Raw genomic sequence first — 24,521 nt, 5'->3', positions numbered from 1 at the left:
ACCGAGTGGCGGTTCGGGGAAGATCCACTCTTACCGCGTGCGTCAACTGGTTTCGGCTCGGCTGCGCCGCTCCAGGGCGTATTCCGTGGCGATGCGCAGGAGCATCTCCTTCTCCACTCTCAGCAGCTGGTTCTCGCGGCGGAGGCGGTCGAGTTCCGCTCGTTCCGCCGTCGTCAGGTCCGTGCTCATCGCAGCGGGTCGAACGGCCGCAGGAGCGCCGGGCGCTTTCCGGTGGTGATCTGCTCCGCCAGCAGGCGCCCGGTGAGCGGGCCCAGGGTCAGGCCCCACATGCCGTGGCCTCCCGCGACGTAGGCGCCGGGCATCTTCGTCGAGCCGATCAGCGGCAGGCCGTCCGGCGTCACCGGGCGGCCGCCGACCCACTCGTCGCGGCGTTCGTTCCAGGCGACGCCCTTCAGCAGCGGGCGCGCTGAGCGCACGATCGCTTCGATGCGGCCGCGGTCCAGCGGATCGTCCGCCGGGCGGAACTCCATCGTCCCCGCCACCCGGAGGCCGCCCTGGTACGGCGTGCACGCCACGCGCGCCGCGGGCAGGTAGATCGGGCCCGGCACGGGCTGCTCGGTCGGCACCGTGAACGAGTAGCCGCGGCCGGCCCGCACCGCGGTGCGGACGCCCAGCGGCTTCGCCAGCCGGCTCAGCCACGCGCCCGTGGCCAGCACGACCGCCTCGGCCGACACGCGCTCGTCCTGCTCCGACTTGACGGTGACCTGAGCGGAGCCGCGCAGCACCTCGCGCACCCGGAACCCGGTGCGCAGCTTGCCGCCGCGCTCCACCACCGACTTCGCCAGGCTCCGGGTGAACTCGCCGGGGTCCACGAAGCGCTGCCCCTCCACCCGCAGCACCGCCGCGATGCGCGACGACAGCTGCGGCACATCGACGTCCGAAGTGGACAGTTCGCGGACCTCGACGTCCTGGCCGCAGCGGCGGATCTGCTCGAACTCGTGCCGCAGCTCGGCGACCTGCTCGGGCTTCTCGAACGCCGCCGTGATCGGCGCGGGCACCGTCGGCGCGGACACGCCGCCCGCGGTCAGCGCATCGAAGGCGTCCAGGCACTCGGCGTTCATCGGGACGAACGCGCGCATCGACCGCTGCCAGGCCCAGGGCGTGCACCGCCGGGCGAAACCGGTGAGGAAGGACCACAGCCCGGGATCCACCGAGGCCGGCACGTAAAGCGGCGCGTCCCGGTCGAACAGCGACCGCAACCCGTAGCGCAGCACGCTCGGCTCCGGCAGCGGGATCGAGAACCCCGGCGAGAGGTAACCGGCGTTGCCCCAGGACGCACCGGCCGCGACGTCCTCGCGGTCGAGCACCGTGACCTCGACGCCGTGCTCCTGCAAGAACCAAGCGGTCGACAAGCCGACCACACCCGCGCCGATCACCACGGCCCGGCGCGGAACCCCGTCGATCCCGTCCTCGCGCATGCTTCCTCCTCGAAACGTCTTGAGGTGGAGCCTGCCCCGGCGGCGGCGCCGCGCCAGTGTCGGAATCGCACAAATCGCGACGCCCCGATTGGCCGGAACCGACTACACGGCGAGCGCGATGATCATCGCCAGCCTGGCGTCGGGGTCGTCCAGGTCCAGCGGCGTCAGCTCGGCCATCTTCCGCATCCGGTACCGGACGGTGTTGGGGTGGACCTCCAGCCGCGCCGCCGCGGCCCCCAGGTCGCCCTGACATTCCAGCCACGCCCGCAACGTCTCGACGTAGCTCGTGCCGTGCTCCCGGTCGTGGCGGCGGAGCTCGACGACGGGGCCTCGATCCGGCACCCGCCCCGTCGACGCGACGTGCCGCAGCCGCCGCAGCAGGATCTCGTGCCACGCTTCGTCGTAGACCACGGCCGCGACCCGGTCCGCCCGCGTCGCGTGGATCGCCAGGCTCTCGTCCGCTTCTTGCCTGCTGTCCACCAGCTGCGCGGGCTCGGCCGGGCCGCCCACCCCGACGAGGACCGTCGCCTCGCCGGCGAGTTCCCGCACCAGGGCCCGCGCCCACTCGCACGCCGGCTCGGCGTCCTCGTGCGGCAGGATCGTGTAGACGGTGTTCGCGAACAGCGCGCTGCGCCCGGGCCGCGACCAGCCGAAACCGGTCGTCGCCCGCTCGAAGGCGAGCAGCGGCGCGGCCTCCGGCGCGCCACCGGTGTGCACCTGCACCGCCACCACGCGGTACCTCGTGCTGCGCAGGCCGAGGCGGCTCAACGCCGCGGCGGGGTCCTCGTGCCCCTCCAGCAGCCCGGTGACCAGATCGGATTCGACCTGCCGCTCCAGATCCGCGCTGGCCCGGGCGCGGAGCAGGTGCAGCGCCGCGGTGCGCGCGCCGCTGACCAGCGCGGCCTGGTGCGCGGCCGTGAGCGCGTGCTCCGTCACCACCCAGATCGAGCCCAGCAGCTCCTTGCCCGCGCGGACCGCCACGACCGCCCTGCCGTGCAGGGATTCCGGCCCGAGCGGCGCCACGAAGATCGGTTCGTCGGAGGTTTCCAGGTGCCGGAACACGCCGCGCTCGGTCAGCTCCCGACGGATCTCCGCGGGCACCCGCCGCCCCAGGATCGTGGCCAGCCGGGCCCGGTCGGCGCTGTGCTGCCGGCTGGAGTACGCGAGCACGCCGGAGCGGTGGTCCTCGATCGTCACCGGGCCGCCGACCGAGTCCGCGAGCGCGTCGGCCAGCGCGAACAGGTCCGTCGGGCCCCGGCCCGCCTCGGTCTCGCGGCCCTCCAGCACCAGCCCGTAGATCACGGCCGCCAGCTGCCCCCACGACACGGCCGGATCGACGAGGACCACCGTCACGTGCCGGTCGCGGGCCGCCGAGAGCGCCCGCTCGCCGAGTTCGGTGCAGCGCAGCACGACCACTTCTGCGCGGGTGCTCGAGAGCAGATCAGCTGCGCCGTCGGCGTCGACGCCGACGGCGAGCAGGACGTCCTCACCTCCTGGGGCGGGATCGGCCGGGTCGTGCAGCGCCACCGACCGCAGCTCCGTGGACCTGGATCGTGGGGCGTTGCCCAGCCGGGCCCCGAGGCCGCCCAGGACGTTGATCAACCGGTCCAGCTTGACCACGGCCGCTCCTCGGATGACGAGGCCGCAATTTCCATTGAAATCGAATCTTCGATTTCAATGGAAATTGCGGCTGAACAGTCAGGCTCGGAGGCTGGCGCCGAGGCGCTCGGTGGCGGCTCGCACCGCCGCGTCGCGGGCCTCGGTGGCCTCCTCCTGCTTGAGCGTCCGGTCCGAGGCGCGAAAGCGCAGCGCCAGGGCCAGCGACTTCTTGCCCTCGTCGAGCTGCTCACCGGCGTAGACGTCGAACAGCCGCACGTCCTCCAGCAGCTCGCCGCCGCCAGCTCGGACCGCGTCGATCACGTCGGCCCCGGCCACGCCCTCATCCACCACGAGGGCGATGTCCATCAGCACCGGCGGGTACGCCGAGATCTGCGGTGCCGGACGGCGGTCGGTCAGCGGCAGGGCGTCCAGGTCGAGCTCCATCGCGCAGGTCCGCTTCGGCAGGCCCAGCGCCTCCACGACCTTCGGGTGCAGCTCGCCCGCGTGGCCGACGACGACGTCACCGGCCTTCAGCTGCGCGCACCGGCCCGGGTGCCACGGCGCGAGCTCGCCCGCGCTCACCGTCAGTTCCACGCCGGCGGCTTCGGCGACGACGCGCGCGGCCTGCACCGCGTCCGCCCAGTTCGCCTCGCGGCCCTTGCCCCACCAGCCGGCGTGTTCGCGGTTGCCGCCCAGCATCACGGCGACGTGCTTCGGCTGTGCCGGCAGCGACGCGTGCAACGCGGCGATCTCCTCGTCGCTGGGCCGCGACGCCACGCCGACCGAAGGCACCGCGGGCTGGTTCTCCGCGGGCTGCACGACCTGTCCGATGTGGAACAGCGCGAGATCGCGCTGGCCGCGGGAAACGTTGCGCTGCAAGGTTTCCGCCAGCCCGGTCAGCAGCGTCGTGGTCAGCAGCGACCGGTCGCTCTCCAACGCGTTGAGCACCGTCATGGTGCGCCGCCGCGGGTCGTCCTCGGCGAGGCCGAAGTCGTCCAGCGTCGCCTTCCCGACGAACGGGAACGGCAGGACCTCGACGTAGCCCTCACCGGCCAGCGCGCGGGAGACCGCGCGCTCGCGGCGCTGCTCCGCGGTGAGCCCGCGCCCGGCGGGCGCGGCGGGCAGCACCGAGGGGATCGTGTGGTACCCCTCCAGGCGCAGCACTTCCTCGACCAGGTCGTACGGCTGCTTCAGGTCCGGCCGCCACGTCGGCGGGGTCGCGGTGACCAGGCCGACGCCCTCGTCGGAGGTGCCGACCTCGATGCGGCAGCCGATCTGGCCCAGCCGCCGGGCGGTCACGCCGCGGTCGTAGTACACCCCGGCGATCTTGTCCGGCAGCGCCAGCGGCATGGTCACCGGCTCGGGCTGCTTCGGCTCGCCGACGTCGGTGCGGCCCGGCGCGATGGTGCCGTCGCCGTAGCGGACCAGCAGCTGCGCGGCCAGCTCGGTGGCCACCGCGGCGATCGCCGGGTCCACCGTCCGCTCGAAGCGCTTGCCCGCCTCGCTGGGCAGCTTGTGCCTGCGGATGGTGCGGGCGATGCTGGCCGGATCCCAGTTCGCCGCCTCCAGCAGCACGTCGTGCGTGTTGTGGCCGATCTCGGTGGACTCGCCGCCCATCACGCCGGCCAGCGACACCGGGCCGCTGTCGTCGCAGATCACGATGTCGTCCGGGTCCAGCTCGCGGCTCAGACCGTCCAGGGTGGTCAGCTTCTCGCCCTGCTCGGCGCGGCGCACCACCAGCGCACCGGTCACCTTCGTTGTGTCGAAGGCGTGCAGCGGCTGGCCGAGCTCCAGCATCACGTAGTTGGTGACGTCCACGGCCAGCGAGATGGAGCGCATCCCGGCCAGCGCCAGGCGGCGGCGAAGCCACCACGGGCTCGGCGCGGTCGGGTCGACGCCGGTGACCCGGCGCAGCACGAACCGCGAGCAGGCGCTCGGGTCGCGCAGCTCCACCTCGCGCGAGGGCCGGTCGTCGGCCGGGACCGGGCGGGTGCCCGGGTCGCCGAACGGCACGTCGAGCGCGTTGGACAGCTCGCGGGCCAGGCCGCGCACCGAGAAGCAGTAGCCCCGGTCCGGGGTGATGGCCAGCTCGATGATCGAGTCGTCCAGCCCCACCAGCTCGACCGCGTCGTCGCCGGGGTCGGCCGAACCGGGCGGCAGCACCAGGATGCCGTCGTGGTCCTCGCCGATGCCCAGCTCCTTGGCCGAGCAGATCATGCCCTCGCTGACCTTGCCGTAGGTCTTGCGGGCGGTGATCTCGAAGTCGCCGGGCAGCACCGCACCGGGCAGCGCGACCACGACCAGGTCGCCCTCCTGGAAGTTGCGGGCACCGCAGATGACGCCCTGCACCTGCTGCTCGCCGGAGTCGTCCGCGCCGACCTCGACCTGGCAGAACCGGATCGGCTTCTTGAACTCGGTGAGTTCCTCGATCGCGGCGACGCGACCGGCCACGAGCGGCCCGCGCACCTGGGTCAGGTGGACGACCTCTTCGACCTCCAACCCGATCCGGATGAACGCTTCGGCCAGCGTCTCCGCGGTCGTCTCCTCGGGCAGCTCAAGGTGCTCGGCCAGCCAGGAAACCGGAATCCGCACTTGGTCAGGCCTTTCTCTCGTTCAGGTGGGTGGTGTCGGTGGGCATCAGATGCCGAACGGCTGGGTGAACCGGACGTCGCCCTCGACGATGTCGCGCATGTCCGGGATGCCGTTGCGGAACTGCAGCGTGCGCTCCAGCCCCATGCCGAACGCGAAGCCGGTGTAGACGTCGGGGTCGACGCCGCAGGCGCGCAGCACGTTCGGGTTGACCATGCCGCAGCCGCCCCACTCGACCCAGCCGGCGCCGCCCTTCTTCTCCGGGAACCACACGTCCATCTCCGCCGACGGCTCGGTGAACGGGAAGAACGACGGCCGCAACCGGGTCTTGGAGTCCGGGCCGAACATCGCCCGGGCGAACGCGTCCAAGGTGCCCTTGAGATGCGCCATCGTCAGGCCCTTGTCCACCGCCAGGCCCTCGACCTGCGAGAACACTGGGGTGTGGGTGGTGTCCAGCTCGTCGGTGCGGAAGGTGCGGCCGGGGCACACCACGTACACCGGCAGGTCCCGCTCCAGCAGCGAGCGGATCTGCGACGGCGAGGTGTGGGTGCGCAGCACCAGCCCGGAGTTCGCCGGACCGACGTAGAAGGTGTCCTGCATGCTGCGGGCCGGGTGGTCCTTGCCGAAGTTCAACGCGTCGAAGTTGAACCACTCGGTCTCCAGCTCGGGACCCTCGGCGACCTCCCAGCCCATCGCCACGAAGGTGTCCTCGACCTCTTCGGCGAGCTGCGTGATCGGGTGCCGCGCGCCGGCCGGGACGCGGTCCCAGGGCAGCGTGACGTCGACCGTCTCCTCGCGCAGCACCCGCTCGTCGCGCTCGACCTGCAGGGCGGCGCGGCGCTCGTCGAATGCGCCCTGGATCGCCTCGCGGGCCTGGTTGACGCGCTTGCCGGCCTCGGAACGCGCCTTCGGCGGCAGTGCGCCGATCTCCCGGCGCGCGGTCAGCAGCGGCGAACGGTCCCCGAGGTGCGCGGGCTTGACGGCCGCCAGCGCATCGAGGTCGGTGGTCGCGGCGAAGGCTTTGCTGGCCTCGACCACCGCGCGGTCCAGCGTCTCCGGCGACAGCGCGGCGACCTCTTTCGGGTCGTACGGGTCGTTGGCTCCAGACATCGTTAGTGCGTGACTCCCGTTGATCCGACAGGCATCAGTACCCGATTCCCGGACCGGTGGCCCGGGGGCGGCGAACCTGCTCGTTGGCATACGACTCAAGCCGCAACCTGACCCCTGGATTCTATGCGACGGCCCCAACCGCTTTTCGCGGAGATCCGGTGCCGACACGCGGTCCCGGACCCGGCCGGTTCGCGATTTCACGCGAAATCGTCAACTTCCCCGAAGCGCGGACGGGGAAATCGCCGGGCTTCACCGGTGCTGGGCGCGGGCCGAGGCGTAGAGGCAGACCGCCGCGGCGGTGGCCAGGTTCAGGCTTTCGGCGCGCCCGTACAGCGGCACCCGCAGCGTGGTGTCCAGCTCGGACTTCACCTCATCCGGCAGGCCGTGGGCCTCGCTGCCGAACACCCACGCCGTGGGCTCGGCGAGCTCCCCGTCGCGGTCGGCCGTGTCGAGGTCGCCCGCGGCGTAGCCGTCGGCGCCGACCAGCCGGAGCCCGGCCGCGCGGCAGGCGGCGAGCACGGCGGAGACGTCGCGGTCCCGCGCGACCGGCAGGTGGAAGAGGCTGCCGGTGGACGCTCGCACCGCCTTGCCGTTGTAGGCGTCGACGGTGTCACCGGCGAACAGCACGGCACCGGCACCGGCCGCGTCCGCGACCCGGACCACCGTGCCGGCGTTGCCTGGGTCTGCCACGCCGACCAGCACCGCGACCAGGTTCGGGCGTTCGGCGAGCGCGTCGGACAGCGCGGTGTCCGGCAGGTCGCAGACCGCGATCAGGCCCTGCGGGGTCACGGTCTCCGACAGCGACGCAGCGGCGCGCTCGGTGACCAGGTGCACCGGCACCGACTCGGCGCGCGCCCGGTCGAGGAACTCGGCGTGCCGGGACTGCTCGGTGGCGAACACGTCGCGCACCCGCAGCACCCCGGCGGCGTGCGCGGTCAGCGCCTCGCCGACCGCCTGGGCGCCTTCCGCGAGGAACGCGCCGGCCTTCTCCCGGCCGGCGCGGCGGGTGAGCTTGCGAGCGACCGCGACCCGGGTCGATCGCTCCGTCAGCGGAGTCGTCGTCCCGGGTCGCGGTGCAGCGGAGGGGCCTTCGGTGATCAGGCCGCACTCTCCGGCAGGTTCTTGCGCGCGACCTCGACCAGCGCGGCGAACGCCTGCGGGTCGTTGACCGCGAGCTCGGCCAGGATCTTCCGGTCGACCTCGACCTCGGCGGCCTTCAGGCCCTGCACGAACCGGTTGTAGCTCAGGCCGTGCTGCCGGGTCGCGGCGTTGATGCGGGTGATCCACAGCTTCCGGAAGTCACCCTTGCGGGCCCGCCGGTCGCGGTAGGCGTAGGTCATCGAGTGGAGCATCTGCTCCTTGGCCTTGCGGTACAGCCGGGAGCGCTGACCGCGGTAACCACGGGCCGACTCGAGAATGGTGCGGCGCTTCTTCTGGGCGTTGACTGCCCGCTTGACGCGTGCCACGGGGTCCGTCCTGTCATCTCATCGGGGGCGGGGAACCGCCCGTGCGGGTTGCTGGAACTGCGTTGCTGACCTGCTGCCGGGGAGCAGCGGGTCGGGGGTTCAGCGACCCAGCAGTCGGTTGATGCGCTTGACGTCGGCCTTGGCCACCGCTTCGGTGCCCTCGAGCCGGCGGGTGACACGGCTGGACTTCTTCTCCAGGATGTGCCGACGACCGGCCTGCTCGCGCCGCAGCTTGCCCGTGCCGGTCACCTTGAAGCGCTTCGAGGTGCCCTTGTGGGTCTTGTTCTTCGGCATCTTCTCGTCCTCGTTTCGTACTGATGCCGGGCAGGGGCGCGGACTGCGTCCCGGCCCGGCGTCACATCACGAGCCCTGCGGACTTAAGCGTTCGCCTTGGGCTTGGTCTTGTTCGTCTTGTGCGGCGCGAGAACCATGATCATGTTTCGGCCGTCCTGCTTCGGGTTGGCCTCGATGAATCCGAGTTCGGAAACGTCGTCGGCCAGTCGCTGCAGCAGGCGGAAGCCCAACTCGGGACGCGACTGCTCACGACCACGGAACATGATCGTCACCTTGACCTTGTGACCCTGGTTGAGGAAGCGGGTCACGTGGCCCTTCTTCGTCTCGTAGTCGTGCGGGTCGATCTTCGGCCGGAGCTTCTGCTCCTTGATGACGGTCTGCTGCTGGTTGCGACGCGATTCGCGAGCCTTCTGCGCGCTCTCGTACTTGAACTTGCCGTAGTCCATGAGCTTGCAGACCGGCGGGCGCGCCTGCGGGGCGACCTCGACAAGGTCCAGATCCGCTTCCTGGGCAAGTCGGAGCGCGTCCTCGATGCGGACGATCCCGACCTGTTCACCGTTGGGTCCGACCAAACGGACCTCCGGAACCCGGATGCGGTCGTTGATGCGCGTCTCGGAGCTGATGGGCCCTCCTCGGTTCGATGGCTTAGTAACTGCACCGCGGCGCGTAGAGCTCACCCCGGAATGCAGAGGTCCCGCCGGCTGCCGCTTCCGCGGGCCGCGGGACCCTGACTCCAAACCGATCGAACCGGTACCGCAATACCGTTCGTGCCACCGATGGCTCGCGCCATCGACAGGACCGGAACCCGGAAGCCTGTGGCGGCTACTCGGGTGGGAGCGGGACTCCACTTTGCCGCCCCCGCCTTCGCGGGGGCTGGTCGTGCGTGTCAGGGTAGCAGGCGTGACCGAACCGCAGCCAACCCCGTCCCCGAACACGTCCGACCTGCCAGGTGAGCCGGTACCCGACGCGGATATGGAACTCAACGTCCGCGAGCTCGCCGATGTTCCCAGCGTCGAGGTGATCAGCCGGGCTGCGGTCATGCTGATGTCCGCGGCCGCGGAGAAGCTCGGGCTGGCCGCCGAGGACCCGGACACCGCGGCGGAGCGCGACCTGGACGAGGCGCGCCGGCTGATCACCGCGCTTGCCGGGCTGGTCACCGCCTCCGTCGAATACCTGGGGCCGCACGCGGGCCCGGTCCGCGACGGGCTGCAGACGCTGCAGCGCGCGTTCCGCGAGGCGTCCACCCACCCGGACGCCCCGGGGCAGGGCCCGGGCGAGAAGTACACCGGCCCGGTGTACTGAGCTCACCGGACGAGCAGGAAGACGCCGAGGCCGATCGCGGCCACGCCCAGCGCGAAGCCGATGGCCTCGCCGCGCGGGGCCGCTTTCTCCAGCGCGATCAACGCGGCCAGGACCGCCATCCACACGAGGTTCATGGCGCCCGCGGCGAGCAGCACGACGGTCAGCGCCCAGCAGCAGCCCAGGCAGTACCCGCCGTGGCGCATGCCCACGCACAGCGCGCCCGCGCGGCTGCGGAGGGCGGTGTCGCCGTGGCGCACCAGCAGGGCCAGCGGCGAGCGGCAGCGGGCGAGGCACCAGCGCTTCAGCGGCGTGAACTGGTACGCGCCCGCGCAAATGAGCACGACCGCGCCGACCCGCACCGACACCTCCTCGCCCCGCATCGCGATCGCGTCGAACCCCCGCAGGACGGCGTAGGCGGGCACCCCGGCGGCGCTCCAGACGACCAGGTAGCCCGCCGTCAGGGCGGCGACGGTGCCGCGGCGGGCGTGGCGCGCCGCGGCCAGCCGGCGCACGCCGATGGTGAACGGCGTGCTGGCGGGCAGCATCATCGCCGCCATCATCACCGGCCAGATCAGCAGGAACAGCGGCATGGCGGACATCGCCGGCGCGCCGGCGAGGATTCCCGCGCTCATGTCGGGCATCGCCGCGAGGCCGGTGATCAGCCAGGCCGTCCCGGCGAGCGCGAGCAGTGCGGCCGCCAGCGCGAGCTCCGCGCGCGACCAGGTGCGCGGGGCCGGGATGCCGCGCCGGGCGGCGGCGCGGGTCATGCCGCGTCCGGTCCCGTCCAGTCGAACGGGATGAGCTTGCTGGAATTGCCCACGCGCTCCCAGCTGAAGCCGTACGCGTCGGCCCGGTCGGACGTCGCCCTCCCCCAGGTCGCCGGCGGTTGACCGGGGCCGACCTCCGCGCCGGGCAGGTTGTGCACCTGGACGCGGGCGCCTTCGGCGCTGGTGGGGCCGGTGAGCGCGGCGACGGAGGCCTCCGCGCAGCCGGGGATCCGCACCTGCCAAGAAGACAGGTCGTCGGCGATGGCGACCTCGATCGGGCTCGTCTCCGCGGCCACGATCTCCGGCCCGAACAGCTCGCCGAACTGCTGCGGCCAGCCGCCGGCCCGCCCGGTGAAGATCGTCCGGAGTGCGGCGTACTGCGCCTCGCCGGCGCGTTCGTCGAAGAACACCGCGGCGCGGGCGTCGTGGTGCTCGCGGGTCCAGATGTTGCCGGTGAAGGACGCGAGCATCGCGACGTTGAGGCCGCCGAGATCCAGGTCGCCGTAGTTGCCGGCGCGGATGTGCCACAGGAGGACGCCGTCGCAATCGCCGTAGGTCGGCGGCTGGGCGAACGAGCAGGGGCACGGGATCGCGCACTTGCAGGCGTCGAACCAGACGCCCGCCAGGTGCCATTGCGCAACTCCGGGCGCGTTCATGTCGGTCCCCCGAGGCGCGTCGGTGGTGGTCCGCCGCCAGCATCCGTGATCCGCATCCCCATCGGCACGGCCGAAAGACCCGCGCGGCGGCACGTGTTGCACTTGATGCAATGAACAGTTGACCACATTGCATTTCGCGCAATGCACAGTGGACGGTAAATACCCGAAATCCTTGTGCTGCCGCAAGATCTTGACCACTGACCGATGCTGACTTAGCGTTTGTTCGCTCCACACAACAAAAGACTCCAGGGGTGAACGTGGCCGATCCGGTCGAGTTACTCGCGAACCTCGTTCGCATTCCAAGCATCAATCCGCGAGAGCGCGCTGAACCGGCCGAAACCGAGCTCGCCGAGAACATCGCCCAGTGGGCGTCCGAACGCGGAATGCAGGCGCACACCGAAGAAGTCCTCGACGGGCGACGGAACGTGATCGTCACGCTACCCGGCGACGACGACCGCCCGCTGCTGCTCGAATCCCATTTGGACACCGTCGAAACCGACGGCATGACGATCGACCCGTTCGACCCGGTGGTGCGCGACGGGCGGCTGTACGGGCGCGGGGCGTGCGACGCGAAGGCGCCGCTGGCGGTCTTCCTGACCGCGATGGCGCGGCTGGCCGAACGCGGGCCGAGGCCCCGGACGGTGGTGCTGGCGGGCGTCGTCGACGAGGAGCACCTGTACCGCGGCGTGACCGCGCTGCGCGCCAGCGGCCTGCCCACCCCGGTCGGCGCGATCATCGGCGAGCCCACCGAGCTGCGAACGGTGGTGGCGCACAAGGGATGCATGCGCTGCCGCATCGAGGCGCACGGCGAAGGCGGGCACAGCTCGCAGCCGTGGGACAAGACCAACGCCATAGAGGTCGCCGCCGACGTGGTGCGCTACCTGCAGCGCGAACACGCCCCGCGGCTGGCGGCGCTGGCCCGCCCGTTGGTCGGCCCGCCGTCGCTCGCGGTCACGCTGATCGAGGGCGGGCAGGGGCCGAACGTCCTGCCGGACAGCTGCGTGCTGACCATCGACCGGCGGACCGTCGGCGGCGAGGACCCGCACGAGGTGTGGGCCGCGCTGCGCGCCGAGCTCGCCGACCGCTGGCCGGTGACGGTGCACGAGCCGCACATCGTCGACTACTCGCTGGACAGCGACCCGGCCGATCCGTTCGTCCGCACCGTGGCCGGGAGCCTGCGCGAGTCCGGGCTGGACGCGGCGCCGCTGGGCGTCGGTTACGGCACCGACGCGAGCAAGATCGCCCTGGACGGGGTGCCCGCCGTGGTGTTCGGGCCGGGCTCGATCGCCTGCGCGCACACCGCCGACGAGTCCGTTCCGCTCGACGAGGTCCGCACCGCGGTCGACGTCGTCGAGCGCGTCCTGCGCACCGGAGGTGCCCCGGCATGACGACCACCGCAACGACCACGACCCCGACCCGCCGGCGCTTCGGCGTGCTGGCCGCGGACTTCATGATCCTCGGCCTGAACTACGCCGACCGGGCCGCGTTCGGCATCGCCGGGCCGCTGATCATCGCCGAGTTCGGCTTCTCCAACGCCGCGTTCGGCTGGCTGGCCAGCATCTTCGCGCTCGCCTACTCGCCGTTCGGGTTCATCGGCGGCTGGCTGGCCGACCGCTTCGGGCCGCGCAACGTGATGGGCTGGGCGGTGATCGCCTGGTCGGCGTTCACCGCGCTGACCGCCGCCGGCGTCGGTTTCGTCAGCCTGCTGATCATCCGGTTCCTCTTCGGCGCCGGCGAGGGTCCACAAGCGACGGTCACCGCGAAGCTGATGCACAACTGGTTCCCGAAGCGGGAACTGGGCACCGCGCTCGGCATCGCCAACGCGGCGACGCCGCTGGGCGGCGCAATCGCCACGCCGGTCGTGGTCGGCATCATGCACGCCACCCAGGGCAACTGGCGGATCCCGTTCCTGGTCTTCGGCGCGCTGGGCGTGCTGGCCGCGGTCGGCTGGTTCGCGGTCGTCCGCGATTCCCCCGAGGAGCACCCGAAGGTCAACGCCGCCGAGCTGCAGGCGATCCGCGGCGGCCAAGCGGTCGCGAGCGTCGAGGAGCAGGCGGACGCGCCCGGCTTCTGGCGCTGCGTGCGCAAGCCCGCGGTGTGGGCGACCGCGATCGCGTACTTCGGTTACGCGTGGATCCTGTGGACGTTCGTGTCCTGGTTCCCGAACTACCTCGTGCAGGAGCGGGGCATCGACCTGGACGAGCTGGCGATCTCCGGGGCAATCCCGTGGGTCGGCGGCTGCATCGGGCTGATCGTCGGCGGGGTGGCCACGGACTGGCTCGTCCGGCGGGTCGGCGACTCGGCCGCCCCGCGCCGCTGGATGGTGATCGTCTGCCTGACCGCGACCGCGCTGCTGTTCGCCCTGGTGTCGACGCTGACCAGCACGTTCGCCGCGGTGCTGGTGATGACCGTCGTGGTGTTCCTGCTGTACCTCACCGGCGCCCAGTACTGGATCATCGTGGGCGAAGCGGTGCCGGCGTCGCGCTACGGCGCCGTCTCGGGCGCGGTGCAGATGTTCGCGACGTCCGCGTCGATCTTCGCGCCGCTGGTGACCGGCTACCTCGCCGACTCGGCGTGGGGCTGGGGCGGGGTGTTCGTAGTGGCGGGCGCGATCACCATCATCGGGCCGGTCCTCCTGCTGTTCGCCGGCCGCCGCTGACCGGACGACGAACGAAGTGCACCTCCCGCGCGGGAGGTGCACTTCGTTCGTCGCTACGGGTTGATGGCCAGGAAGAGGAACGCCGCCAGCAGCGCCAAGTGGACGCAGCCCTGGAGTCGGGTGGCGCGGCCCGGGACGACCGTGAGGACGCTGACGATGACGGTCAGGGTGAACAGCACCAGCTGGGTTCCGCCCAGGCCGAGGTGCAGCGGGCCGTCCAGCCAGATCGTGGCGAGCGCGATCACCGGGATGGTCAGGCCGATGCTGGCGATCGCCGAGCCGTAGCCGAGGTTGAGGCTGATCTGCATCCGCCGGCGGCGGGCGGCGCGCACCGCCGCGATCGTCTCCGGCAGCAGCACCAGCATCGCGATCACCACGCCGACGAAGGACTGCGGGAAGCCGATCGCGTCGACCGCGGCTTCGATCGCCGGGGATTCCAGCTTCGACAGCCCGACGACGGCGACCAGCGCGACCAGCAGCAGCACGATGCTCACCACGGTCTGGCGGCCGGTCGGCGGCGGCGCGTGGTCGTCCTCCGGAGCGACGGTGCCCTCGTCGGTGACCGGCAGGAAGAAGTCGCGGTGCCGGATGGTCTGGGTGAACACGAAGGTCGCGTACAGCACGATCGACGCGACCGCGGCGAAGATCAGCTGCGACGACGAGTACTCCGGCCCCGGCACCGTGGTGGTGAACGTCGGGAACACCAGGCTCAGCGCGCCCAACGTCGCGACCGTCGCCAGCTCCGCGCCGGTGCCTTCGGCGTTGAAGCTCGTCACGCCGTAGCGCAGGGCGCCCACCAGGAGGGACAGCCCGACGATGCCGTTGGTGGTGATCATGATCGCGGCGAAGATCGTGTCCCGGGCCAGTGTCACGGTCTCCGGCCCGCCGGAGACCATCAGCGTGACGATCAGACCGACCTCGATGACCGTGACGGCGACCGCCAGGACCAGCGAGCCGAACGGTTCGCCCACCTTGTGCGCGATGACCTCGGCGTGGTGCACGGCGGTGAGCACTGCGCCCGCGAGCAGGACCGCGAGGACGATCACCATGCCTATGCCGAGTCCTTTGCCGGGCCAGGCGATGGCCAGCGCGACGATCGCAAGCACCGGTACCAGCACGTTCCGAGACAACATCGAACGCAGCCACATGTGTCCACAGTAGATCTGGCCCCGCTCGGAACGGTGGAACTCGCTGGCGTCCGGCGCGGCGGCTTGCCAGGCTGTCCGAGGAGGTGTGTCGAAATGGTTTCCGTCGATCAGTTGCTGGTGTTCGCTGCGATGTCCTTCGTGATCATCGCGGTACCGGGGCCGAGCGTGTTGTTCGTCGTCGGCCGGGCCCTGGCGCACGGCAGGCGCACCGCGCTGACCAGCGTCGCCGGCAACGCCATCGGGTGCTACCTGGTCGCCGTCGCGGTCGCGCTCGGCGTCGGTGCGGTGGTGTCGCAGTCGATCGCGGTGTTCACCGCGATCAAGATCGCGGGCGCGGTGTACCTGGTCTACCTGGGCATCAAGGCGCTGCGCAGCAGTCGCCCGCTGGCGGCGCAGCTGCCCGAGCAGGCGCCGGCCTTCGGCGGCCTGCGAACGCTGCGGGAGGGCGTGGTGGTGGGGGTGGCGAACCCGAAGACGTTCATCTTCTTCACGGCGGTGGTTCCGCAGTTCGTCGATCCCGCGCTGGGCCACGTCCCGGTGCAGATGCTGCTGCTCGCCCTGATCCCGATCGGCATCGCGCTGGTCTCGGACAGCGCCTGGGGCCTGTTCGCGGCCACGGCCCGCAACTGGCTCGCCAGCGCCCCGCGCCGCCTGGCGATGGTCCAGAAGGCGGGCGGCTTCGCCATGATCGGCCTCGGCCTCTCCCTCGCCGTCACCGGCCGCAAGGAATGAGCGAAAGGCGCCTCCAGCCTGGAGGCGCCCTTCATCGGCCCCATTCAGTTGTCTCGAAGCCGCAACCGCGACGCCTCAAGCCCCACGAGCTGATGCCGACGCAAGCGGCGAAGCCGCTTAGCCCACCTACGCAGCTTGCACCGCCGCGGGTTCTCAGAGGTCTTCTCGCGAGGACAGCCCCGACGTGGTGAATTGGTCATTCATGAGTCGGGGATCCCACAGCGAGAAGGCCTCTGAGGTTCCGCCACCCGCACCGCTGAGCAAGACGAGCCTGGAAACAGGAACTTCAGTCGAGGACGGCCAGGGCGTCGATCTCGACGAGGAGACCGGCGGGGAGGCCGACGTAGACCGTCGTGCGGGCCGGGAACAGCTCGCCGACGACTCGGGCGTAGGTCTCGTTCATCTCCGCGAACTGCGAGACATCCGTCAGGTACACCCGCAGCATCAGCACGTCCTCCAGGGAGCCGCCCTCGGCCTCCAGGATCGCGATGACGTTGCGCAGGCACTGCTCGGTCTGCTCGGGGACGCCGCCCTCGACCACCTTGCCGGTCGCCGGGTTCACGGCGGTCTGGCCCGAGACCTGCAGGATGTTGCCCTTGCGGACGCCCTGCGACAGCGGGATGCTCGCCGGCGGCTTGGGGGCTTTGTCAGTGCTGACCACGGTCCTGGCCATCAGACTTCCTTTCCTTTCGGGTTCTTGCGCTGCCACCCCAGCTCGGCGGAAACCTCGCCGGCGGCGCGCAGCACGTCGTCGACGAGACCGAGCAGTCCGTCGAAGTCCATCAATACCTTGGGAACCGAGAGCGAGACCGCGGCGACGGCCTCGCCGCGGTGGTTGCGGATCGGCGCCCCGACGCAGTGGATGAAGTCCTCGTGCTCGCTGCGGTCCACCGCGTAGCCCTGGGCTCGCACCCGGTCCAGCTCGGTCAGGAACCGGTCGGCCGAGTCGATCGTGTTGGCGGTCATCTTCGGGTACTTGAGCTGCTCGGCGAACCGGCGGCGCTGCTGCGTCGGCCAGTCGGCCAGCAGGGCCTTGCCCACGGCCGTGCAGTGCACCGGCGCGCGGCGGCCGATGCGGGAGTACATCCTGACCGGGTGACGGCTGTCCACCTTGTCGATGTAGACGACCTGGTCGTCTTCGAGGGTCGCCAGGTGCACCGTGTGCCCGCTGATCTCCCCCAGCTCGACCAGGTGCCGGCGGGCGACGGTGCGCACGTCGAGGTCTTCCAGCGCTTGGTGGGCCAGGTCGAACAGGGCGCTGCCGAGGCGGTAGTGGTGCACGTCCTCGCGGCGCACGAAGCGGCCCGATTCGAGGGTGCGCAGCAGGCGCATGGCGGTGGATTTGTGCACGCCCAAGCGCTGCGCGAGCTGGTCGAGCGTTTGCGGGCCGGCGGCGAGTGCGGTCAGCACGGTCAGACCGCGTTCCAGGCTCTGGCTCACCGACCACTCCGTCCGTTGACGTGCTGCGCTGCTGATGGTACATACCTACCCGGCATTTTATGCAACTGGCGTTGCAGTCTACGCAATAGGAGGCCTTCGTGTCGACACGGGGGATCAACACCGCAGCGGTGCGAGCGCTGCACGACGAGCGCATCGACTGGCGCTTCAAGGGCATGCCGTCCGATGCCTTCGGCAGCACCGTCGGCGAGTTCCTCGCGCAGCGCCCGAAGTTGCACGAGGCGGGCTTCGTCGGCCCGCTGCTGGTGCTCGACGATGCGGCCCTGCGCCACAACCTGCGGACCATGGCGGACTGGTGCGCCCAGCACGGCCTGCAGCTCGCGCCGCACGGCAAGACGACGATGGCTCCGCAGCTCTTCGAACTGCAGCTGGCGAACGGCTCGTGGGGCATCACCGCGGCGAACCTCAGCCAGCTGCGGGTCTACCGGGCGTTCGGCGTGGAGCGGATCATGCTCGCCAACCAGCTGCTGGATCCCAGCGGTCTGGCGTGGCTGGCCGACGAGCTGGACGCCCACCCCGAGTTCGAGTTCAGCTGCTTCGTGGACTCGGTGCGCGGCGTGCAGCTGATGGCCGGGGCGCTGGCCCGGCACGGCGCGTCGCGGCAGGTCGACGTGCTGGTCGAGCTGGGCAGCGACGGCGCCCGGACCGGCGCGCGCACGCTCGCCGAAGCACGCGAGATCGCCGACCTCGTGCTGGAGAGCCCGATGCTGCGGCTCGTCGGCGTCGGCGGCTACGAAGGCGCGCTCGGCCACGACATCAGCGAGCAGTCGCTGTCCGCTGTGGACGGATACATGCGCCGGTTGCGGGAGCTCGTCGCGGAACTGGCTGAGGCAGGCCACTTCTCGGGGCTGGACGAGGTGATCGTCACCTGCGGCGGCAGCGCCTACTTCGACCAGGTCGCCGAGGCGTTCACCGAGCCGTGGCCCGCCGGGCTGCCGGTGGTGCCGGTGCTGCGCAGCGGCGGATACCTGCTGCACGACGACGGCTTCTACCGGGTCCGCTCGCCGTTCGGCCGCGAGCACCGGCTGACGGGCGAGGAGCGGCCGTTCCACCCCGCGATGCGGGTGTGGGCGCAGGTCACCTCGCGGCCGGAGGAGGGCCTGGCGCTGCTGACCATGGGCCGCCGGGACGTGTCCTTCGACCAGGACCTGCCCGAACCGCAGGTGATCCGCGGCGCGGACGGCGAGATCCGGGAGCTGGCCGCCGGTTCGTGCGAGGTGACGTCGCTGGCCGACCAGCACGCGTTCCTGACCGTGCGCGGCGCCGATCTGCAGATCGGCGACTGGATCGGCTTCGGGTTGTCGCACCCCTGCACGGTGTTCGACAAGTGGACCCTGATCCCGGTCGTCGACGGCGACACCGTGATCGACCTGGTGCGCACGTTCTTCTAGGACGACCGCGCGATCGCACGCACCTCTGGGTGCGACGAGGACCGAACTGGGAGGTTTCTTTCAAGAAGCGGCGGCAGCCGCTTGCAGTGTGGGACTCAGCTCGCACCGCCGCGGGTTCTCAACTGTGTCCCGCGGGGACACCCCGCACCCCGGGCTATCTCGCGAGGACAGCCCCGGCGCCGCGTATTTGGTCATACATAAGCCGGGGATCCCGGAGCCGAGAAGGCTTCTGAGGTTCCGCCACCTGCACCGCAACGCAAGCCGCTGGAAAGAATTCCTGATTCTGAAGGGTTCCACTATGGACATTGTGGTCCACGGGGCTCGGGTCGTCGATGGAGACGGCGGCCCGGGCTACCTCGCCGACGTCGGGATCGAGCGCGGGCGGATCGCCGAGATCGCCGGGCCGGGGCGGTTGAGCGGCAAGCGCTCGATCGACGCCGGCGGCCTGGTGCTCGCGCCCGGCTTCATCGACATGCACGCGCACTCGGACCTGCAGATCCTGGCCGCGCCCGACCACACCGCGAAGGTGTCGCAGGGCGTGACGCTGGAGGTCATCGGGCAGGACGGGTTGTCCTACGCACCCGTGGACGACGCCACACTGGCCACGGTGCGCGCCCAGATCGCGGGCTGGAACGACGACCCGCCGGGATTCGACTGGAACTGGCGCAGCGTCGCCGAATACCTCGACCGGCTCGACACCGGCATCGCCGCCAACGCCGCGTACCTGGTGCCGCAGGGCACGCTGCGGCTGCTGTGCGTCGGTTACGACGACCGCGCGGCCACCGACGCCGAACTCGACCGGATGCGCGAGGTCCTGGCGCGATCGCTGGACGAGGGCGCCTTCGGCATGTCTTCGGGGCTGACCTACACGCCCGGGATGTACGCCGACACCGGCGAGCTCGCCGCGCTCTGCGAGGTGGTCGCGGCCCGCGGTGGGTTCTACAGCCCGCACCACCGCAGCTACGGCGCCGGCGCGCTGGCCGCGTACGCCGAGATGATCGAGATCAGCAGGGCCACCGGCTGCCCGCTGCACCTCGCGCACGCCACCATGAACTTCAGCGTCAACAAGGGCCGGGCCGCCGACCTGCTGTCCATGTTGGACGAAGCGCTCGCCGGGGGCTGCGACATCAGCCTCGACACCTACCCCTACCTGCCGGGCAGCACCTCGCTGCACGCGCTGCTGCCCAGCTGGGCGATGGAGGGCGGCGTGGCGGCGACCCTGGAGCGGCTGCGGGATCCGGCGCAGCGGGCCAGGATTCGCGTCGTCCTGGAGGAGGAGGGCTCCGACGGCTGCCACGGCGTGCCGGTCGAGTGGGACACCATCGAGATCAACGGCGTCCGGCGGGCCGGCAACGCGCACCTGGTAGGGCGCACCGTCGCCGAATCCGCCCGCACGGCCGGGCAGCAGCCGACCGAGTTCTACTTCGACGTGCTGGTGTCGGAGGAGCTCGGCAGTTCGTGCCTGATGCACGTCGGCCACGAGGAGAACGTGCAGGCCATCATGCGCCACCGGGTGCACACCGGCGGCAGCGACGGGCTGCTCGTCGGGGCCCGCCCGCATCCGCGCGCGTGGGGCACCTTCCCCCGCTACCTGGGGCATTACGTGCGCGAGCTCGGGGTGCTGGGGCTGGAGGAATGCGTCCAGCACCTGACCGCCCGCGCGGCCGACCGGCTCGGCCTGACCGACCGGGGCCGGGTCCGCGAGGGATTCGCGGCGGACCTGGTGCTGTTCGACCCGGAAACCGTCGCCGACACGGCGACTTTCGACGAGCCCCGCCAGCAGGCGGCCGGCATCCCCTACGTCCTGGTCAACGGCGTGCCGGTGATCGACGACGGCCACCGCACCGACGCCCTACCGGGCCGCGCACTGCGCAAGCCCGCCTGAAAAAGAATCTCCGGGCTCGTTCCGCTTAGCGGTGCGGGTCGCGGTGCGAGCTGCGTGCGTGGGCTAAGCGGCTGCGCCGCTCAAGACCAAGCTGGCCCCCGAAGCTCGGCCCCTTCCCCTCCCCCTCCCTAGGAGCCCCGCAGTGGACACCTTCCTCCACTGGCTGCAGCACGAGACCTCCGGACTGCTCACGTTGTGCGCGGTCGGCATAGCGGTGCTGCTGCTGATGATCATCAAGTTCCGCATCGAACCGTTCATCGCCCTGATCGTCTCCGGGCTGCTGATCGCGCTGGCCGCCGGCCTGTCGGTCCAGGAGATCGTCGGCACCGCGCAGAAGAGCAGCGAATCGCTGCTGGAAGGCGGTTTCGCCGGAATCCTCGGGCACATCACCGCGATCGTCGGCCTCGGCACGATCCTCGGTTCGATGCTGGAGGCCTCCGGCGGCGCGCAGCTGCTGACCCGCAGGCTGCTCGCCGCCTTCGGCGAGCGCCGCGCGCCGCTGGCGATGGGCCTGTCCGGCCTGGTGTTCGGCATCCCCGTGTTCTTCGACATCGGCATCTTCGTGCTGGCGCCGCTGGTGTACGTGGTGGCCCGGCAGGGCAAGCGGTCCATCCTGCTGTACTGCCTGCCGCTGGTGGCCGGGCTGTCCATGACGCACGCGTTCCTGCCGCCGCACCCCGGCCCGGTGGTGGCCGCCGGGCTGCTCGGGGTGGACCTGGGCTGGGTGATCCTGATGGGCTTCGCCTGCGGCATCCCGGCCTTCATCGCCAGCGGTCTGCTCTACCCGGTCTGGATCGGCAACCGCATCCACCTGCCGGTGCCGGAGGACATGCTGGCCGCGGCCGACGCGGTCGCCGAGAAGAACGCCGCCGAGGGCCGCCGCGATCCGAGCCTGGGCACCGTCGGGTTCATCATCGGCCTGCCGATGGTGCTGATCCTCGGCGCCACCTTCGGCAGCGTCATGCTGCCGAAGGGCAGCACCGCGCTGAACGTGCTGACCTTCTTCGGCAACCCCACCGTGGCGCTGACCATCGCGGTGCTGCTGTCGTTCTGGCTGCTGGGCACGCGGCGCGGGATGACCGGCAAGGAGATCTCCGAGCTGACCGGCGCCGCGCTGCGCCCGCTGGGGATGATCCTGCTGGTGATCGGCGCGGGCGGGTTCTTCGGCAAGGTGCTGGCCGAAACCGGCGTCGGCGAGGCGCTGGCCGGGTCGCTGCAGTCCACCGGGCTGCCGGTGCTGGTGTCGGCGTACGTGATCAGCAGCGGCCTGCGCATCGCGCAGGGTTCGGCGACGGTGGCGATCGTGACCACCGGCGGCATCATCGCCCCGCTGCTGCACGCCGGCGACTACTCGCAGGCGCAGCTGGCGCTGATCGCGGTGGCCATCGCCGCCGGTTCGATCATCGCCTCGCACGTCAACGACGGCGGCTTCTGGATCATCAGCCGCTACTTCGGCATCCCGGTCAAGGACATGCTGAAGAGCTGGACGGTGCTGGAGACGATCCTGTCGGTGGTGGGCTTCGCGATGGCGGCCCTGCTCAGCGCGCTGGTTCCGTAGAGATGATTTCTTCAATGGGCTTGCGCGGCGGTGCGGGTAGCGGAACCTCAGACGCCTTCTCGCTGTGGGATCCCCGACATCATGAATGCCAATTCACCACGTCGGGGCTGTCCTCGCGAGAAGACGCCTGAGAACCCGCGGCGGTGCGAGCCGAGTCCCACACCGCATGCGGCTGACGCCGCATCCCGAAACGACCCCGGTAGCCACCGCTGGGCCGAACGGCCGGAAGGACGCCGATTTCCTTGCTGCGGCGTCGGAAATGCCCGTAATCTTCAACGGATTGTCAACTGAGGAACGGGTTCACCGACGCCGACGCGAGGAGTGTCCGCATGGGCCTGAGCAGACGGTCGTTGCTTCGATCCGCTGGTGCCGCAGCGGGTTTGGTGGGGTTTACGCCGGCGCTGGCGGACGCCGCCGCGCTGATCCCTGCGGATGCGCCGACCCCGCCGCGGGGCCCGGGCGAAGGGCTCGGTCCGTTCCGCAAGCTCGTGGTCCGCGGCGTCAACGTGATCGTCGGGACCGGCGGCGAGGTGCGCGGCCCGGTGGACGTCGTCATCGCGGGCAACCGGATCCAGCAGATCATCCCGGCGGGCGCGCCGTCGCAACCGCTCGCGCCGAACCGGGCGCCGCACGACTCCGAGCACGAGATCGACGCGACGGGCATGTGGCTGCTGCCCGGGTTCGTGGACGAGCACGCCCACAGCGGCACGGGCGGTTCGCCGCGGACCTACGCGTACAAGCTGTGGCTGGGCCACGGCGTCACCACGGTGCGCGGCGTTTCGCTGACCAAGAACGCCGATGCCGTCGCGGACCAGGAACGCAGCGAGCGCAACGAGATCGTGGCGCCGCGCATCGTCAACTACCAGACTCCGGGCAGCGGCTGGGAGGACGGCCCGGTCGATTCGCCGGAAAGGCGCGCCGCTGGGTGGACTGGGCCGCGCGGCACGGCGTGGACGGCATCAAGTTCTTCGGCGAGGGCCCGTACGGGCGGCCGGAGATCGAGGCCGCGATCGCCCGGGCGAAGCGGCACGGGCTGGGCACCACCATGCACCACTCGCCGCCGATCTACCCGCAGCTCAACGCGCTGGAAACCGGTCGGCTCGGTCTGGGCACGGTGACCCACTTCTACGGCCACTTCGAGGCGCTGCTCAAGGAGGGCCGCGAACACCCGAAGCCGCCGGACTACGACTACGAGAACGAGGCGTCGCGCTGGCGCGCGGTGGCCGAGGTCATCGACTACACCTTCCCGCCGGGTTCCCCGCAGTGGCGGTCGTACCTGGCGCGGCAGCTGGACAACGGCGTGACGTTCGGGCCGACGTTCGGCGTCTACCTGGCCGGGCGGGACCTGCTGCGGGCGCGCGGCCTGGAGTGGCATCCGCGGTTCGCGCTGCCGTCGCTGTGGAACTTCTGGGAGCCGAGCCCGGAGGCGCACGGCTCGTTCTACTACGACTGGCGCACCGAGGACGAGGTGCGCTGGAAGCGCTTCTACCTGCAGTACATGCAGCTCGTCCACGACTACAAGGCGATCGGCGGCCGGATCGCGGGCGGCACCGACCCGGGCTTCATCTACAACCTGTACGGCTTCGCCAACATCGCCGAGCTGGAAATGCTGCGGGAGGCGGGGCTGTCGCCGATCGAGGCCATCGAGGCGATGACGTACGGCACCGCGCAGACGCTGGCCGAGCCGACCGGTACCGCGCCGGAGTTCGGGCTCGTCCGGGAGGACCTGCTGGCGGACCTGGCGATCGTCGGCGAGAACCCGCTGCAGGACCTGAAAACGCTGTACGGCACCGGAACTCCCCGGCTCGACCCCGAAACCGGCGACATCAAGCGCATCGGCGGCGTGCAGTGGACGATCCGCAACGGCATCGTCTACGACGCGAAGCGCCTGCTCGCCGACGTCGCCGAGATGGTGCAGGCGCAGAAGGCGGCCGGCGCGTGCCGGGACGTCGATCCGGACTGGAGCACCGCGGGCCCCTGCGGCGGCAACCCGGGCGCCGACGTCGCTCCCGCCGCGAAACCCGCGAAGCGCGCGGCGGCGCTGCGCTGACCGCGAACACGGTGCGGATCACCTCCGCGCCCGCCGGGTTTCTGCTTGGCTGGTCGTGTTGACGATCACGACCACGGAGGTTCACATGGCGCTCACGCACTGGGGGTTCATCTACACGGCAGCGGGCAGCACTTCGGGCGGCGACTTCAACGTCGTCGACACCGGCGAGTGCCGCACCGTGCTCGTCGGCGTGGCCAAGCCCGAGGAGGGCGTCGAGGTCGCGCGTCGCCTGGTGGCGGAGGGTGCGCAGCTGATCGAACTGTGCGGCGGGTTTGGGCCGGTGTGGGCCGGGCGGATCATCGAGGCGATCGATGGCGCGGTCCCCGTCGGCACCGTCGGCTACGGCCCAGAGGCTGTCGACCAGGTGCACGCGATCTTCTCTTGACCTGGTCTGAACCTTAGGCCGTTTTGGTCTAGT

At 71.0% G+C, this 24,521-nt stretch carries 23 protein-coding genes; 9 read left to right on the top strand and 14 right to left on the bottom strand.

Going from position 1 to position 24,521, the window contains the following annotated elements; all coding sequences use genetic code 11:
- Positions 1-42 precede the first annotated feature (42 nt).
- The 9 genes from AC07FN_RS11110 to infC form a co-directional block, all read right to left on the bottom strand.
- Entirely contained in the window at positions 43-189 is a 147-nt protein-coding gene (locus AC07FN_RS11110) for a hypothetical protein (protein WP_478395482.1), read from the bottom strand.
- Positions 186-1,439, bottom strand: coding sequence for an NAD(P)/FAD-dependent oxidoreductase (locus AC07FN_RS11105; RefSeq protein ID WP_478395481.1), 1,254 nt, complete (start codon positions 1,437-1,439; stop codon positions 186-188). Before AC07FN_RS11105 ends, AC07FN_RS11110 begins: the two co-directional genes overlap by 4 nt.
- A gap of 102 nt (positions 1,440-1,541) precedes the next feature.
- Positions 1,542-3,059, bottom strand: coding sequence for a PucR family transcriptional regulator (locus AC07FN_RS11100; RefSeq protein WP_478395480.1), 1,518 nt, complete (start codon positions 3,057-3,059; stop codon positions 1,542-1,544).
- Positions 3,060-3,137: 78 nt separating this feature from the next.
- Positions 3,138-5,630: a phenylalanine--tRNA ligase subunit beta gene (pheT, locus tag AC07FN_RS11095; RefSeq protein ID WP_478395479.1), complete on the bottom strand. Its 2,493-nt coding sequence runs from the start codon at positions 5,628-5,630 to the stop codon at positions 3,138-3,140.
- 45 nt (positions 5,631-5,675) lie between these two features.
- Positions 5,676-6,737 (bottom strand): phenylalanine--tRNA ligase subunit alpha, encoded by a 1,062-nt coding sequence (gene pheS, locus AC07FN_RS11090; RefSeq protein ID WP_478395478.1) that lies wholly within the window; start codon positions 6,735-6,737, stop codon positions 5,676-5,678.
- A gap of 249 nt (positions 6,738-6,986) precedes the next feature.
- Positions 6,987-7,835, bottom strand: a complete 849-nt coding sequence (locus tag AC07FN_RS11085; protein ID WP_397528999.1) for a TrmH family RNA methyltransferase — start codon at positions 7,833-7,835, stop codon at positions 6,987-6,989.
- The gene (gene rplT / locus AC07FN_RS11080) at positions 7,835-8,203 is read right to left on the bottom strand and encodes a 50S ribosomal protein L20 (RefSeq protein WP_093266845.1); all 369 of its coding nucleotides are present in this window, start codon (positions 8,201-8,203) and stop codon (positions 7,835-7,837) included. The genes AC07FN_RS11085 and rplT overlap by 1 nt, the downstream gene beginning before the upstream one ends.
- A 99-nt stretch (positions 8,204-8,302) precedes the next feature.
- Positions 8,303-8,497, bottom strand: coding sequence for a 50S ribosomal protein L35 (rpmI, locus tag AC07FN_RS11075; protein ID WP_010313612.1), 195 nt, complete (start codon positions 8,495-8,497; stop codon positions 8,303-8,305).
- Positions 8,498-8,580: 83 nt separating this feature from the next.
- Positions 8,581-9,174, bottom strand: coding sequence for a translation initiation factor IF-3 (gene infC / locus AC07FN_RS11070; protein WP_093266843.1), 594 nt, complete (start codon positions 9,172-9,174; stop codon positions 8,581-8,583).
- 295 nt (positions 9,175-9,469) lie between these two features.
- Here infC and AC07FN_RS11065 point away from each other — a divergent pair, with 295 nt between their 5' ends.
- Positions 9,470-9,799: a DUF1844 domain-containing protein gene (locus AC07FN_RS11065; RefSeq protein WP_218157370.1), complete on the top strand. Its 330-nt coding sequence runs from the start codon at positions 9,470-9,472 to the stop codon at positions 9,797-9,799.
- A gap of 2 nt (positions 9,800-9,801) precedes the next feature.
- Here AC07FN_RS11065 and AC07FN_RS11060 read toward each other — a convergent pair whose 3' ends face one another.
- Complete coding sequence (locus tag AC07FN_RS11060; protein ID WP_478395477.1) at positions 9,802-10,566, bottom strand: DUF2182 domain-containing protein; 765 nt, start codon at positions 10,564-10,566, stop codon at positions 9,802-9,804.
- Positions 10,563-11,222, bottom strand: coding sequence for a DUF1326 domain-containing protein (locus AC07FN_RS11055; RefSeq protein ID WP_478395476.1), 660 nt, complete (start codon positions 11,220-11,222; stop codon positions 10,563-10,565). The genes AC07FN_RS11060 and AC07FN_RS11055 overlap by 4 nt, the downstream gene beginning before the upstream one ends.
- A 257-nt stretch (positions 11,223-11,479) precedes the next feature.
- On the opposite strand from AC07FN_RS11055, the gene AC07FN_RS11050 reads away from it, so the two are divergent.
- Positions 11,480-12,610, top strand: a complete 1,131-nt coding sequence (locus AC07FN_RS11050) for a M20 family metallopeptidase (protein ID WP_478395475.1) — start codon at positions 11,480-11,482, stop codon at positions 12,608-12,610.
- Positions 12,607-13,881 carry an MFS transporter gene (locus tag AC07FN_RS11045; RefSeq protein ID WP_478395474.1) on the top strand — a complete coding sequence of 425 codons (1,275 nt, stop codon included), beginning with the start codon at positions 12,607-12,609 and terminating at the stop codon, positions 13,879-13,881. The genes AC07FN_RS11050 and AC07FN_RS11045 overlap by 4 nt, the downstream gene beginning before the upstream one ends.
- Before the next feature lie 53 nt (positions 13,882-13,934).
- Here the strand turns inward: AC07FN_RS11045 and AC07FN_RS11040 are convergent, their stop codons facing one another.
- Entirely contained in the window at positions 13,935-15,029 is a 1,095-nt protein-coding gene (locus tag AC07FN_RS11040) for a calcium:cation antiporter (RefSeq protein ID WP_478395473.1), read from the bottom strand.
- 93 nt (positions 15,030-15,122) lie between these two features.
- On the opposite strand from AC07FN_RS11040, the gene AC07FN_RS11035 reads away from it, so the two are divergent.
- Positions 15,123-15,761, top strand: coding sequence for a LysE family translocator (locus AC07FN_RS11035; protein ID WP_478395472.1), 639 nt, complete (start codon positions 15,123-15,125; stop codon positions 15,759-15,761).
- A gap of 286 nt (positions 15,762-16,047) precedes the next feature.
- Here AC07FN_RS11035 and AC07FN_RS11030 read toward each other — a convergent pair whose 3' ends face one another.
- Together AC07FN_RS11030 and AC07FN_RS11025 are read right to left on the bottom strand one after the other, a co-directional pair.
- Positions 16,048-16,434 carry a RidA family protein gene (locus AC07FN_RS11030; RefSeq protein ID WP_478395471.1) on the bottom strand — a complete coding sequence of 129 codons (387 nt, stop codon included), beginning with the start codon at positions 16,432-16,434 and terminating at the stop codon, positions 16,048-16,050.
- On the bottom strand, positions 16,434-17,201 hold the full coding sequence (locus AC07FN_RS11025; protein WP_452615902.1) for an IclR family transcriptional regulator: 768 nt from the start codon (positions 17,199-17,201) through the stop codon (positions 16,434-16,436). The genes AC07FN_RS11030 and AC07FN_RS11025 overlap by 1 nt, the downstream gene beginning before the upstream one ends.
- A gap of 173 nt (positions 17,202-17,374) precedes the next feature.
- On the opposite strand from AC07FN_RS11025, the gene AC07FN_RS11020 reads away from it, so the two are divergent.
- From AC07FN_RS11020 to AC07FN_RS11000, 5 genes are all read left to right on the top strand, one after another.
- Positions 17,375-18,610: an amino acid deaminase gene (locus AC07FN_RS11020; protein WP_478395502.1), complete on the top strand. Its 1,236-nt coding sequence runs from the start codon at positions 17,375-17,377 to the stop codon at positions 18,608-18,610.
- Positions 18,611-18,908: 298 nt separating this feature from the next.
- Positions 18,909-20,495 (top strand): N-acyl-D-amino-acid deacylase family protein, encoded by a 1,587-nt coding sequence (locus AC07FN_RS11015; RefSeq protein WP_478395470.1) that lies wholly within the window; start codon positions 18,909-18,911, stop codon positions 20,493-20,495.
- A 142-nt stretch (positions 20,496-20,637) separates the two neighbouring features.
- The gene (locus AC07FN_RS11010; protein WP_452615900.1) at positions 20,638-22,053 is read left to right on the top strand and encodes a GntP family permease; all 1,416 of its coding nucleotides are present in this window, start codon (positions 20,638-20,640) and stop codon (positions 22,051-22,053) included.
- A 925-nt stretch (positions 22,054-22,978) separates the two neighbouring features.
- Positions 22,979-24,103: a hypothetical protein gene (locus tag AC07FN_RS11005; RefSeq protein WP_478395469.1), complete on the top strand. Its 1,125-nt coding sequence runs from the start codon at positions 22,979-22,981 to the stop codon at positions 24,101-24,103.
- Positions 24,104-24,188: 85 nt separating this feature from the next.
- Complete coding sequence (locus AC07FN_RS11000; protein ID WP_478395468.1) at positions 24,189-24,488, top strand: DUF6506 family protein; 300 nt, start codon at positions 24,189-24,191, stop codon at positions 24,486-24,488.
- Positions 24,489-24,521: the final 33 nt, after the last annotated feature.

Source organism: Saccharopolyspora sp. NPDC045941 (assembly GCF_056431445.1).
This window is presented reverse-complemented; position numbering and strand designations above follow the sequence as displayed.

Bases quoted from the DNA above. Each gene is read 5' to 3' on its own strand.
- AC07FN_RS11060 (WP_478395477.1), bottom strand. From the start codon at position 10,566: ATGACCCGCGCCGCCGCCCGGCGCGGCATCCCGGCCCCGCGCACCTGG.
- AC07FN_RS11045 (WP_478395474.1), top strand. From the start codon at position 12,607: ATGACGACCACCGCAACGACCACGACCCCGACCCGCCGGCGCTTCGGC.
- AC07FN_RS11110 (WP_478395482.1), bottom strand. From the start codon at position 189: ATGAGCACGGACCTGACGACGGCGGAACGAGCGGAACTCGACCGCCTC.
- rpmI (WP_010313612.1), bottom strand. From the start codon at position 8,497: ATGCCGAAGAACAAGACCCACAAGGGCACCTCGAAGCGCTTCAAGGTG.
- AC07FN_RS11065 (WP_218157370.1), top strand. From the start codon at position 9,470: ATGGAACTCAACGTCCGCGAGCTCGCCGATGTTCCCAGCGTCGAGGTG.
- AC07FN_RS11105 (WP_478395481.1), bottom strand. From the start codon at position 1,439: ATGCGCGAGGACGGGATCGACGGGGTTCCGCGCCGGGCCGTGGTGATC.
- AC07FN_RS11035 (WP_478395472.1), top strand. From the start codon at position 15,123: ATGGTTTCCGTCGATCAGTTGCTGGTGTTCGCTGCGATGTCCTTCGTG.
- AC07FN_RS11015 (WP_478395470.1), top strand. From the start codon at position 18,909: ATGGACATTGTGGTCCACGGGGCTCGGGTCGTCGATGGAGACGGCGGC.
- AC07FN_RS11040 (WP_478395473.1), bottom strand. From the start codon at position 15,029: ATGTGGCTGCGTTCGATGTTGTCTCGGAACGTGCTGGTACCGGTGCTT.
- AC07FN_RS11030 (WP_478395471.1), bottom strand. From the start codon at position 16,434: ATGGCCAGGACCGTGGTCAGCACTGACAAAGCCCCCAAGCCGCCGGCG.
- pheS (WP_478395478.1), bottom strand. From the start codon at position 6,737: ATGTCTGGAGCCAACGACCCGTACGACCCGAAAGAGGTCGCCGCGCTG.
- AC07FN_RS11020 (WP_478395502.1), top strand. From the start codon at position 17,375: ATGCCGTCCGATGCCTTCGGCAGCACCGTCGGCGAGTTCCTCGCGCAG.
- AC07FN_RS11000 (WP_478395468.1), top strand. From the start codon at position 24,189: ATGGCGCTCACGCACTGGGGGTTCATCTACACGGCAGCGGGCAGCACT.
- AC07FN_RS11055 (WP_478395476.1), bottom strand. From the start codon at position 11,222: ATGAACGCGCCCGGAGTTGCGCAATGGCACCTGGCGGGCGTCTGGTTC.